The sequence below is a fragment of the Streptomyces sp. NPDC057253 genome (assembly GCF_042669125.1).
In the GTDB taxonomy this organism is placed as follows: Bacteria; Actinomycetota; Actinomycetes; order Streptomycetales; family Streptomycetaceae; genus Streptomyces.
This window is the reverse complement of the sequence record NZ_JBHUXV010000032.1, coordinates 53,827-65,326: the sequence shown is the minus strand read 5'-3', so window position 1 is coordinate 65,326 and position 11,500 is coordinate 53,827. Positions and strand designations below refer to the sequence as shown.

At 69.8% G+C, this 11,500-nt stretch carries 11 protein-coding genes and 2 tRNA genes; 7 read left to right on the top strand and 6 right to left on the bottom strand.

Annotated features, from left to right (window positions below; translation table 11 throughout):
- Window positions 1-20 precede the first annotated feature (20 nt).
- The gene (locus ACFULQ_RS19675; protein WP_383545539.1) at window positions 21-515 is read right to left on the bottom strand and encodes a DUF3830 family protein; all 495 of its coding nucleotides are present in this window, start codon (window positions 513-515) and stop codon (window positions 21-23) included.
- Window positions 516-612: 97 nt separating this feature from the next.
- On the opposite strand from ACFULQ_RS19675, the gene ehuB reads away from it, so the two are divergent.
- The 6 genes from ehuB (at window position 613) to ACFULQ_RS19645 (ending at window position 4,888) form a co-directional block, all read left to right on the top strand.
- The gene (gene ehuB, locus ACFULQ_RS19670) at window positions 613-1,518 is read left to right on the top strand and encodes an ectoine/hydroxyectoine ABC transporter substrate-binding protein EhuB (protein ID WP_383545536.1); all 906 of its coding nucleotides are present in this window, start codon (window positions 613-615) and stop codon (window positions 1,516-1,518) included.
- Window positions 1,515-2,210, top strand: coding sequence for an ectoine/hydroxyectoine ABC transporter permease subunit EhuC (gene ehuC, locus ACFULQ_RS19665; RefSeq protein WP_383545533.1), 696 nt, complete (start codon window positions 1,515-1,517; stop codon window positions 2,208-2,210). The genes ehuB and ehuC overlap by 4 nt, the downstream gene beginning before the upstream one ends.
- Window positions 2,210-2,860, top strand: coding sequence for an ectoine/hydroxyectoine ABC transporter permease subunit EhuD (ehuD, locus tag ACFULQ_RS19660; protein ID WP_383545530.1), 651 nt, complete (start codon window positions 2,210-2,212; stop codon window positions 2,858-2,860). The genes ehuC and ehuD overlap by 1 nt, the downstream gene beginning before the upstream one ends.
- A gap of 10 nt (window positions 2,861-2,870) precedes the next feature.
- Window positions 2,871-3,647, top strand: a complete 777-nt coding sequence (gene ehuA, locus ACFULQ_RS19655) for an ectoine/hydroxyectoine ABC transporter ATP-binding protein EhuA (protein WP_383545528.1) — start codon at window positions 2,871-2,873, stop codon at window positions 3,645-3,647.
- A gap of 220 nt (window positions 3,648-3,867) precedes the next feature.
- Window positions 3,868-4,626, top strand: a complete 759-nt coding sequence (locus tag ACFULQ_RS19650) for an IclR family transcriptional regulator (protein WP_383545525.1) — start codon at window positions 3,868-3,870, stop codon at window positions 4,624-4,626.
- A 188-nt stretch (window positions 4,627-4,814) separates the two neighbouring features.
- A tRNA-Lys gene (locus ACFULQ_RS19645) sits at window positions 4,815-4,888 on the top strand.
- Between the two features lie 102 nt (window positions 4,889-4,990).
- Here ACFULQ_RS19645 and ACFULQ_RS19640 read toward each other — a convergent pair.
- The 5 genes from ACFULQ_RS19640 to ACFULQ_RS19620 all read right to left on the bottom strand — a co-directional run bounded on the left by ACFULQ_RS19640 (window position 4,991) and on the right by ACFULQ_RS19620 (window position 10,622).
- On the bottom strand, window positions 4,991-6,604 hold the full coding sequence (locus ACFULQ_RS19640; RefSeq protein WP_383545522.1) for a long-chain-fatty-acid--CoA ligase: 1,614 nt from the start codon (window positions 6,602-6,604) through the stop codon (window positions 4,991-4,993).
- 26 nt (window positions 6,605-6,630) lie between these two features.
- Window positions 6,631-7,086: a hypothetical protein gene (locus ACFULQ_RS19635; RefSeq protein WP_383545519.1), complete on the bottom strand. Its 456-nt coding sequence runs from the start codon at window positions 7,084-7,086 to the stop codon at window positions 6,631-6,633.
- 78 nt (window positions 7,087-7,164) lie between these two features.
- Window positions 7,165-7,770, bottom strand: coding sequence for a lytic polysaccharide monooxygenase (locus ACFULQ_RS19630; RefSeq protein ID WP_383545516.1), 606 nt, complete (start codon window positions 7,768-7,770; stop codon window positions 7,165-7,167).
- Window positions 7,771-7,836: 66 nt separating this feature from the next.
- The gene (locus tag ACFULQ_RS19625; RefSeq protein WP_383545514.1) at window positions 7,837-8,952 is read right to left on the bottom strand and encodes an SPFH domain-containing protein; all 1,116 of its coding nucleotides are present in this window, start codon (window positions 8,950-8,952) and stop codon (window positions 7,837-7,839) included.
- A gap of 305 nt (window positions 8,953-9,257) precedes the next feature.
- On the bottom strand, window positions 9,258-10,622 hold the full coding sequence (locus ACFULQ_RS19620; RefSeq protein WP_383545512.1) for a peptidoglycan-binding protein: 1,365 nt from the start codon (window positions 10,620-10,622) through the stop codon (window positions 9,258-9,260).
- A 165-nt stretch (window positions 10,623-10,787) separates the two neighbouring features.
- Here ACFULQ_RS19620 and ACFULQ_RS19615 point away from each other — a divergent pair.
- Window positions 10,788-10,861: transfer RNA gene (locus ACFULQ_RS19615), tRNA-Lys, on the top strand.
- The last annotated feature ends 639 nt before the right edge of the window (window positions 10,862-11,500 follow it).

The window sequence follows — 11,500 nt, the reverse complement described above, 5'->3', positions numbered from 1 at the left end:
GATCCGGCCCTCGGTGGGCGTCAGGCGCGGCTGAAGCGGAGGGTTTCGCCGAGGGCTCCTGCGCGCCAGAGGTCGTTGCAGGCCTCCGCCAGGGCGTCCAGGCCCTCGGTCACCTGGCCCCACACGGTCCCCGGCACCCAGCCGACGTCGCCGTTCAGGAGGATGTTGTTGCGTTCGTAGAAGAGGGCCAGGTCGACGACGGTCGCGTCCGGGCGGACCTCCCGGTCGTAGCCGTGGGACTGCGTGCCGAGCTGTGTGCCCGCGAAGGAGAAATAGCAGAGATCTCCGGGAATCGGGGTGACTGTCGGGTTTTCCAGGGGCGGTTCGTTTTCCGCGAACGGAGTGAAGAGCGCGTAGATCTCGTTGCGGGCGTACTTCGCGTGATAGACGTCACCGGCGAGCGGAAGGGCGCTCCACACGGCGGCGCAGGTGATCGGCGCCCGGTCGTCGAGGAGCTTTGCCGTGGCGGTGATCCCGCGCTTGACCAGCGAGACTTCGATGTAACGGTCAGCCATGCACTCCATGGTCCCCCGTCGGTCAAGAGGGCCTCGACGGAAAACGGGGCTCAAATCAGTCTGCATAACTCGCATCCGCTCGGGTAGCCGCGCCGCCATGGCTCCACCACTGGAACAAGGCGCACACATATCGGGAACCACCCGCCGGTCGCTGCTCGCGGGGGTGGCGGCGCTCGGCGCGTTGGGCGCCGCGGGCTGCTCACGCGTGGCCACCGCCTCGACCAAGGGGGGCGGCGACCTGCTCGACCGGCTGCGGGCGACAGGTGTCGTACGGCTGGGAATCGCGGGTGAGATCCCCTTCGGTTACATCGACAAGAACGGTGAACTGACCGGTGAGGCACCCGAACTCGCAAGGGTCGTCTTCAAGCGGCTCGGCGTGGAAAAAGTGCAGCCGGTGCCGACCGAGTTCGGCTCGCTCATTCCCGGACTGAATTCGCAGCAGTTCGATGTCGTGGCGGCCGGGATGTATGTCACACCGGAACGCTGCGAACAGGTGATCTTCGCGGATCCCGACTATCAGATGCTCGATTCCTTCATCGTGCGCAAGGGAAATCCAAAAGGTCTTCACAACTACAAGGACGTCGTCGAGAAGAAGGCGAAGTTCGCCACCGGTACCGGTTACGCGGAGATCCAGTACGCCGTCGAGGCGGGGTACAAGGAGAGCGACATCCTGATCGTGCCGGACCAGGTCGCGGGGCTGAACGCGGTGGAGGCGGGACGCGTCGACGTGTTCGCCGGGACCGCGCTGACCACCCGTGAGGTGGTGAAGAAATCGGCCAAGGCGGAGGCGACGAAGGCCTTCGCCCCGACCGTGGGCGGCAAGCCGCACGTCGACGGGGGCGCCTTCGCGTTCCGCCGCACCGAGACCAACCTGCGGGACGCCTTCAACGTCGAGCTGCGGAAGCTGAAGAAGAGCGGGGAGCTGTTCCAGGTCCTGAGGCCCTTCGGGTTCACGCGGGCCGAGATGACGGACCTGACCGCGAAGGAGCTCTGCGGCGGATGACCTCCGGACTCTGGGAACTGGTGCTCAAGGGCGTCTGGACGACGGTCCAGCTGCTGGTGTTCAGCTCGCTGCTGGCCGCCGCGGTGTCCTTCGTGGTCGGTGTCCTGCGCACCCACCGGCTGTGGATCGTCCGCTTCCTCGCGGGCCTCTACACCGAGGTGTTCCGCGGGACCTCGGCGCTGGTGATGATCTTCTGGGTGTTCTTCGTGCTGCCCCCGGCCTTCGGCTGGCAGCTCGTGCCCATGTGGGCGGGCACCCTCGCGCTCGGGCTGACCTACGGGGCGTACGGCTCCGAGATCGTGCGCGGGGCGCTCAAGGCGGTCGACCCGGCGCAGCAGGAGGGCGGGATCGCGCTGAGCTTCACGCCCTGGCAGCGGCTGCGGCTGATCCTGCTGCCGCAGGCGGTGCCGGAGATGATCCCGCCGTTCTCCAACCTGCTGGTCGAGCTGCTCAAGGGCACCGCGCTGGTGTCCGTGATGGGCATGGGCGACCTGGCCTTCAGCGGCAACCTGGTGCGGCTCGCGCTCCAGGAGAGCGCCGGGATCTACACGTATCTGCTGCTCATCTACTTCGTGATCGCCTTCCTGCTCACGCGGTTGATGCGGGGCCTGGAGAAGAAGCTGAAGGCGGGGGTCGGCAAGGCGCCCACCCGTGAGGTGAAGGTGCCCGAGCCGGTCGGAGGTGGCATCTGATGGAGTGGGACTGGAATGCCGTAAGCGACTTCATGCCGCAGTTCTGGGACGGTCTGCTGGTCACCCTGCAGGCCCTCGCGCTCGGCTCGCTGATCTCCTTCGCGCTGGGCCTGGTGTGGGCGCTGCTGATGCGCGCGCCCTCGCGGTTCGTGCGCTGGCCGGTCGGGGTGGTCACGGAGTTCGTGCGCAACACCCCGCTGCTGGTCCAGCTGTTCTTCCTCTTCTACGTGCTGCCCGAGTGGGGCGTGACCCTCTCGGCGCTGGCCACCGGTGTCATCGGGATCGGGCTGCACTACTCGACGTACACGATGCAGGTCTACCGGGCCGGTATCGAGGCGGTGCCCGCCGGCCAGTGGGAGGCGGCGACGGCGCTGAACCTGCCGCGGGTCAGGACCTGGCAGGTGGTGATCCTGCCGCAGGCGATCCGCCGCGTGGTGCCGGCCCTCGGCAACTACGTGATCTCGATGCTCAAGGACACCCCGATGCTGATGGTCATCACGGTCCTGGAGATGCTCGGCCAGGCGCGGCTGTTCGCCCAGGAGCACTTCCAGTTCACCGAGCCGCTGACCGTGATCGGCGTGGCCTTCATCGTCATCTCCTATCTGGCCTCCCTTCTTCTGCGATCCCTGGAGCGACGTCTTGTCCGCTGACACTCCCCTCATGAAAGAACCCGACGCGAACACCAACCCGCCGGTGGACGGCAGTGAGCTGATCCGCTTCGAGGACGTCACCAAGCGCTTCGGGTCCAACACCGTCCTGGACCGGCTGACCTTCTCGGTCGACTCCGGCAAGCACGTGACGCTGATCGGTCCCTCCGGGTCCGGCAAGACCACGATCCTGCGGATGCTGATGACGCTGACCAAGCCCGACGAGGGCACGGTCACCGTCGACGGGGAGAAGCTGTTCCCGGCGCCGGAGAAGCAGCTGCGCGAGGTGCGCAAGAAGATCGGGATGGTCTTCCAGCAGTTCAACCTGTTCCCGAACATGTCGGTCCTGCGCAACATCACCGAGGCGCCCGTCACCGTGCTCGGCATGTCCAAGGACGAGGCGGAGGCACGCGCGCGTGAGCTGCTCGACCTGGTGGGGCTCGCCGACAAGGCCGGGGCGCGGCCGACCCAGCTGTCCGGCGGGCAGCAGCAGCGGGTGGCGATCGCGCGGGCGCTGGCCATGCGGCCCCGGGTGCTGCTGCTCGACGAGGTGACCTCGGCGCTCGACCCGGAGCTGGTGGCCGGCGTCCTGGACGTGCTGCGGGACATCGCCCGCACCACCGACATCACCATGCTCTGCGTGACCCACGAGATGAACTTCGCCCGGGACATCTCGGACCAGGTCCTGATGTTCGACTCGGGCCGGATCATCGAGTCTGGCCCGCCGGAGAAGATCTTCAGCGAGCCCGAGCAGGACCGGACCCGGGAATTTCTCAGCGCGGTTCTCTGACGACGGGAAGTGAACGAAGTTCAACCTACGAGGTCCCGGACCCGGGTCATGTCTTTGGCATATGCCAGCGTGCCAGCGCCCCTGCTGAGAGGCCCGGCCCGGGGACGGAATCTCGTCAACAGCCGCTCACCGCAAGCCGTTTGCCGGTTATCGTGGAGGGGATCGCTGTCTGGATTACGGCCCAGTAGTAGTGCGACCGAGCGAGCGCAGGGGGAACACCGTGGCGCTGAAGCACGAGCCGACCGCGCCGTACCACTCCGCCCAGGACGCACTGCGCGTCCTGGAGACCGTGGCGCGGCACACCGCCGGAGTCACCGACGTCGAACTCGCCCGCACCACCGGCCTCGGCCCGGAGCGACTGACCGCGCTCCTGAGGATGCTGCGGCGTGAGGGGTACGTCGAGCAGGTGGCCGACGGTGCGTATGTGACGGGGGACGCCCTGACCAGGCTGAGCTCCGTCCAAGACCGTGACGAGGCACTGCGCGCCAAGCTCCAGCGCACCCTCGACGAGCTGCGCGACTCCATCGGCGCGGCGGTGTACATCAGCCGGTACGTCGACGGTGAGGTGACCATCGACCAGTACGCCGACGGTCCCGCGACGCCGGCGGTCAACGAGTGGGTGGACTTCAGGTCCTCCGCGCATGCGACGGCGCTCGGCAAGAGCCTGCTGAGCCAGCTGGACCACAACGGCCGGCGTGACCATCTCTCGCGTCACCGCATGACCCGCCTCACGTCCCGCACGATCACCAACGACAAGCTGCTGCTGTCCCGCCTGGAGGCGCAGCCGCCTACCGTCCCCCACCTGGACCTTCAGGAGTACGCGGTGGGCACGGTGTGTGCGGCGGTGCCGATCACGGCGGGGTCGCTGGTGGGATGCCTGGCGCTGTCGCTGCCGGTGGACCAGGCGCATCGCCTGCGGCGGGCGACGGAGCGGTTGAATCGGGGGGCGGCACCGGTTCTGCTGTCGCTGGCGATCTAGGGGCGGGGCCGGAAGGTCGTCGGCCGTCTGCGGGCCGTGAGGGCTGGTCGCGCCCACGCGGCGGAGCCGCATATTGATACAGCCCCGCGCCCCTGGGTTGGCTCACTCACCCGTGGTCAGAAGCACCCCTTCCGACCGGGTAGTATTTTCTCTGTCGCCAGCCGCCGAAGGCGGAGGGCGAGAGTCATGCGCCGCTAGCTCAGTTGGTTAGAGCAGCTGACTCTTAATCAGCGGGTCCGGGGTTCGAGTCCCTGGCGGCGCACCGGTGAAGGGCCTTTCGTGGGAGCGAGAGGCCCTTCGGCGTATCCCAGGACGCCGAGAGGTCGGCTGGGGGTCTGGGGGTTATCCCCCAGAAGACACAGCATCAGCGGGTCCGGGGTTCGAGTCCCTGGCGGCGCACCGGTGAAGGGCCTTTCGTGGGAGCGAAGGGCCCTTCGGCGTGTTCTCGGGTCCAGATGGGGTCGGGGCAACTCAGGCCCTCTTTCCTCAGCTGAGCCCTGTTGATCTTGTTTGTTGCTGTGACCGGCATTTCGGCCACGACCCTTACGTACCGTGGCGCCATCTTCGTGCCCAGGTCCGGCTGGGCTGACAGGAAGTCCGCGAAGCCCTTCGGGTCGAAGGTGCCTGCGATCGTTGCCATCACCTGGTCGCCGGTCACCGGGTCCGGTACCGCGTACACCGCCACCGCCTCCGCCCCCTCGTAGCGCGCGAGGATGTTCTCGATCATCGCCGCCGCCAGGTTCTCGCTGTCGACGCGGATCCTGTCGTCGGTGCGGCCCGCGAAGTATAGGTAGCCGTCGGTGTCCCGGTAGAAGAGGTCCCCGGTCCAGTACCAGCCGTCCCGGCGCCGCTCGGCCTCCGCCTCGGGGTTGCGCCAGTACCCCTCGAAGGGGTTCGGCGCCCGGTTCACCAGCTCCCCTATCGCCTCGTCCCCGTTCAGCAGCCGCCCCGCCGCGTCGAATCGTGCGGGCGGTCGCTCCCGACCCGTCTCCTGATCCAGTACGACGAGCCCCGGCCCCGCCCGCCCCACCGCGCCCGGCGGCGTCCCCGGCGCCCACTGGATCGCCGCGCCGCCCTCGGAGGAGCCGTACCCCTCCACCAACCGCACCCCGAAACGCCGCTCGAAGGCAGCCGCGTCCACCGCCCCCGCCTCGGTGCCGAAGCCGAGCCGCAGCGGGTGGTCCCGGTCGTCCGCACGGGGCTCGGTGGCGAGGACGTACTGGATGGCCCGGCCGACATAGGTGAAGTACGTCGCCCGGTACGCCCGCACGTCCGCCAGAAACCGAGAGGCCGAGAACCGTCGCCTGAGCGCGACCCCGGCGCCGCTCGCCAGCGCGGGCGCCCAGTCGGCGATCACCGCGTTGCCGTGGAACATCGGCATGCAGATGTAGTGCACCCCGTCCGGCCCGAGCCGGAACTGCTCGGCCAGCGAGCACCCGGCCGCGGCCAGGCGGCCCTGGGAGCAGAGCGCGGCCTTGGGGGCGCCGGTGGAGCCGGAGGTGAAGTAGAGGAGAAGCCGGTCGTCGGGTGTGGCGCGGGAGGCGTCCGGTTCGGCACCGGCGAAGGGCGCGAGCAGGGTGTCGTACTCCTCGGAGCCGGTCACCAGGAGGCGGACGCCGGGCAGGTCGAGGCCGCGCAGCAGAGGGAGTCGGGCCGGTTCGGTGATCAGCAGGCGGCACTCGGTGTGCAGGATGTCGCGGGCGAGTTCGGCACCCCGGCGGGTGGGGTTGATGCCGGCGACGGCCACCCGGGCGAGGGCGGCCGCGCTCAACCACAGCGGATATTCGGGGGTGTTGTCGAGGAGTACGCCGATGTGAGCCTGCGGGGGCAGCAGTTCGGTCAGCAGGGCCGCCCGGGCCGCCGCGCCCGCCGCCACCTCGTGATGGGTGAGCGACTCACCCTCGAACCACAGGCCGGGCCGGTGGTCGCCCCACCGTCCGGCGACGAGCTCCGCGACCGTACGCCTCCTGGAGTCCATGGAAGCGCACGGTAATTGACGGAGCGTCAGATGTGGAGAGCCGAGGTGAACACGGCCAAGGTGACCATGAAGCCGGCGCAGAACAGCACGATCACCCCGATGAAGGAGAGCGCCATGGCGGTGGCGAGCCCGTACCCGGAGCGCCGCTGACGGGGAATGGCCGTGGCCACGACCTCGGGGCCGTCGGCGTAGTGGACGGTGACGATGTCGCCCTCCAGCGTCGTCCCCGGGCCGCCCTCCTCCTCGAAGCGGACGACTCGGCCCTCGCGGGTCCTGAACTCGTACACATGGCGCAGGCTCGTGTGCACCATGCTGTCGCCGCCGCCGCGCGCCATGCCGTACACCCGCAGGCACTCCGCCTCGGCCGTCAGCCCGCTCCGCCATGCCCGGCCGGCCCGGCGGAAGCGCCGCACCACGCGGTACGCGCCGAAGAGGGCCGCGGACATGATCAGGGCGGGGACGACGTAGAGAAAGGCAATCATGGCGCATCCCCCGAGGTCAGGTACTGATCGTGTGGGGGAACCTACCCCGGGGGAGGCCTGGACTGTCTCAAACGTCGCTCAAAACGTGACGTCCGAGCAGGCGTAGAACGCGTTGGTCGTGTCGGCGATCGTCCACACCGCGACGATCACGTGCCGTCCGCTGAGCCCGGACGGCAGGGTGCCGCTGTGCGAGAGGGTGGAGGGAGGTCGCTGGCCGTTGTAGGGGACGGTCAGGAACGGGGTGAGGTTGAGGTCGGAGCGGGCCAGGTTGTGGTTCTGGTTCCAGCCCGCCTTGGTGACGTAGTACTTGAAGTCGGTCGTGGCGTGCATCGCGGTGAACTGCCAGCGGAAGGTGTAGCTCTGCCCGCCCGTGACCTTGGTCGCCGGCCAGGCGCCGCCCGACGGGGTCCGGGGCGCGCTGAGCTGGCTGAAGCGGCTCACGCCGCCGTTGCATATCTGTCCGTCGGCCGGGCCGCCGCCCGGGAAGCCCTTGGGGCCCTCGACGCTCTGCGGCTCCCACTGGATGTCGCCGCAGTTCGTCACGGTGCCGTTCTGACAGAGCTTCTGCCTGCTGATGGGGAGGTCGGTGTAGCCGTGGCTGCTGGCACCCCCGGTGGAGAGGACGAGGGTGCCGGCGGTGGTGAGGCCGAGCGCGGTGGCGTACCACTTGGTCCTTCTGCGCATGCTGCTGCTCCTGGGAACGTGGGGGAAGTTCGATGAGCTTGCAGGTCTAGACCAAGTAGCAGAGTATTACCGTGTGTTGACCGTGTCCATACACCCCGAGGAGAAAGCGACCGTCAGGTCCTTCACCAGCGCCTTGCGTTCGTAGTCGTCCAGTTCCACCAGGCCCCGCATGGTCAGCCGGGTCACCGTGTCCTCCACCGAGTCCACCACCGACGTCAGCACGGTCGCCCGGTGCTGGGCGTCCAGCGCGGCGATCCGGCGGCGGTGCATCGCGGCGGCGACCTCGGGGGCGTACTCGATGCGCAGCGGCTGGACCGAGAACACCTGCACGCCGACCGGCGCGGTCTCCGCGGCCACCAGCCGGGTCAGCGCCTCCCCCGCGGCGTCGGCCGAACCGCGCCCCGAGCCCGGCGCCTCCACCGGGATCCGGGCGAGCGCGGCCTCCACGCACTCGCGCAGATAGGTCTCGTGGTCGTCGACGCCGAGCGTGGCCCGCGCGGTGTCCCGCACCCGCCACACCACGAGGACGACGACCCTGAGCCCGACCCCGCTCGCGTCGGCCGCCGCCATCGGCTCGCTGCGCCAGTGCCGCAGCCGTACGTCGACCCGGCGGCGCAGCAGCAGCGGGTTGACCCACATCAGGCCGGTGCGCCGGACGGTCCCCCGGTAGCGGCCGAACAGCCCGAGCACCCAGGCCCGTCCGGTCCGGCCCCGGGCCAGCCCGCCGAAGCCGAAGAGGCCGAGGGCGCCGGCGCCCGCGTAGGCGGCCCACTGCGCGGGGCCCAGGCCCGCCGGTGAGTACGACGGCAGGCGCAGCGCCTCCAGGGCGAGCGGCGGTACGACGCCCGCCCACCACGAGGTGACCGCGCACCCGGCCAGACCGCAGGCGCCGGCGAGGACGCCCGCCGCGCCCGGCAGCACCCGCGCGGGGCGCTCGGTGAGTTCGGGGTCGACCTCGGGGGCGGGGCGCGGGGCGGGTTGGGCGGTCCTGCGCAGGCGGGGCTGCTCGCCGGTGCCCTGTCTGCGGGCCACCACGGCGGGCTTCAGCGGTACCGACACCGGGTCCGGGTCGTCGCGGAACAGCAGATGGACCGGGATCTCGGTGGTCACCTCGTTCTGGATGAGCCGGGCGGGGCGTGCGTGCCCCTCGGACTCCGGTGTGGGTGAAGTGGTCGTACTCATGAGTGCCTCCAGCCTCCGCGCCAGATGCGTCACAACAGGGGATGCCTGGCCGGGCGAGAGCGGGCCAGGTGATGGGGGGGTCGGGTGGTGCGCGCCGGGTGGTTGCGCACCGGGTGATGACGAGCGGGGTGGTGCCGGGTCACGGGGGTGGCGTGTGCCGGGTTGGTGCGCGCCGGGTGGTGTGTGCCGGGCGTGCCGGGTGGTGCGTGCGAGGTGGTTCGCGTGGGGTGGTTCGCGTGGGGTGGTTGCGGGCCACGTGGGGGGGGGTGGGTCGGCTGAGGGTGGGCCAGGTGATGCCTTGGTGCTTACGAGAAGAGTCGGCGCCAGGTTTCCGGGCCCGGGTAGCCGTCCGCCGCGCCGCCTCGCCAGCCCTGAGCGCGTTGGAAGGACTCCACTGCCCGCCGGTCCGGCTCGCCCCAGCGGGGGCCCGGGCCGGTCGTGTAGTACTTGCCGAATCCTTTCTTCACCAGCTGTCGGCCGAGCTGGGTGACGTACTTGCTGGTCGCGCCGGGCCGGAACATCGCGCGCCCGGGGTAACCGGGGACGCCGTGCGAGGAGGGTGCGGGCGGTCCCGCCGTCCCCGCCCGGCCGTCGGACCCGATGTCCCTGCCGCCGCCGGTCACCAGGAGGGTCCAGGTCTGCGCCCCGGGCAGCCCGTCCGCGTCCCCGCCCCGCCAGCCCTGCGCCTGCTGGAAGGCCCGGGTGGCCCTGCGGTCCGCGTCCGACCAGCGGGGGCCGGGTCCCGAGGTGTAGTAACGCCCGGCACCGCGCGCAACGAGCATGCGGCCGAGCTGGGTGACGTACTTGTTGTTGGCGCCGGGACCGAAGTAGGCGGTGCCGGGGAAGGGGGTGACGTCCGGGGCCTGCGGCTTGGCGGGGTCCGGGTTGGCGGGGTCGGGGTTGACGGGGTCCGGGTTCGCGCCGTCCGGATTGGCTCCGTCCGGCTGGGCGCCCGAGGTGCCGCCCGCGAGCCCCTTGTACCGGTAGGCGACGTACCGGTCGGAGTTGCTCCAGTAGGCGTAGGGGGTGGCCTGCTTGCGGGCGTAGGGGCGGGTCTCCTCGTAGGCGAGGTAGTAGGTGTGCGTGTAGTCCGTCCAGCCGCCGAAGATGACGACGTGGGAGCCGTTCTCGGGGTTGGACGGGTTGTGGAAGAGCAGGATGTCGCCGGGCTGGAGGTCGTCCTTGGCGATCCGGACGCCGTACTGGCCTAGGCTGCCGGTCCATTCGTTGCGCGGCAGGCTCCAGGCCATGGAGACGAAGCCGGAGCAGTCCTGCCGGTAACCGTCGCCCCAGTACTCGGACATGCTGTACGGCACCCGCGCGGCGACCCACTGCTTGGCCCGCCTGATGATGTCGGCGCGGGTGGTGGTGGGGGTCTTGACGGGGGCGGGTTTGGCGCCGGGGCCGTGCAGGGGGGCCTTGTCGCCCTGGGGGGTGTCGGGCTCGTCGGCCGTGGGGGTGCGGGGGCGGGCGGGGGCCTGGGGAGCGGCGAAGGCGGGGGCCGCGTGCAGGGCGCCGAGGGCGGTGGCGGCCGTGGCGGCGAGGATCACGGCACGGGCGGCGGCGGGGTGAGCGCTGGTCGGGCGGGGGAGTACGCGGCGCCAGTGGACGCAGCCGGGGCAGTCGCAGTCCTTCTCGGGATCGATTTCCTCGAATACCGGAGTCTCCATGCGGCGCCCCTCACACTCCAGGTCGAAATGTTCGCAACTGTGCACAATCGTCAGTTTCTCAACTGTCACCCGGACACGCATGCTGACGGTCCGAATGATGTACGGCGCCCCTGGGCGCGGTCCGCGGCACCCTCCCGCATCCGGTAGAGTCATGCAGGTCAGCAGGCGCCGCTAGCTCAGTTGGTTAGAGCAGCTGACTCTTAATCAGCGGGTCCGGGGTTCGAGTCCCTGGCGGCGCACGCATGATCGAAGGCCCCCCGTGGAAACGGGGGGCCTTCGACGTAGACGGACACACCACACCCGCATGCCGCAGCCCGAGGATCAGGAAGAGGCGGCTGGGGGTCCGGGGGTCATCCCCCAGAAGACACAGCATCAGCGGGTCCGGGGTTCGAGTCCCTGGCGGCGCACGCATGATCGAAGGCCTCCTGCGAAACCTGGGGCCTTTGATGTTGAGGGCGTCCCCGGCGGCCCACGCGCACCGGCTCGTCCCTGGCGGCGCACGCACACCGGTTCGAGCCCCCCGTGACACACGCGCATCGGTTCGAGTTCCTGGTGGCGCGTCGGCACAGCAGGCGCTTTCGTCGGGCGACAGGCCCTCTTTGATGACAGGCGCCACAATGAACGCGTATGACCGGTAAACACCGCGTTTCGCATCTTGCGATCATGAGGAGCGCCGTAGAACCCTGGTTTGCAAGATGCTGCGTATACGCGGCAGTTGGGGGGCAAGGAGTCGGTTGCCTGGGTTGCGGGGAAAGGGGCCCCGCCGCTGAAGATGCCGGAGGGGGCGTCTGCAACCGGAAGGTCGCTGTTACCTGTCTAATGCTGTGAAGATTGTGGTGACTGCGGCCCACCACTGATACGTCTGTGAAGGTCGAGGG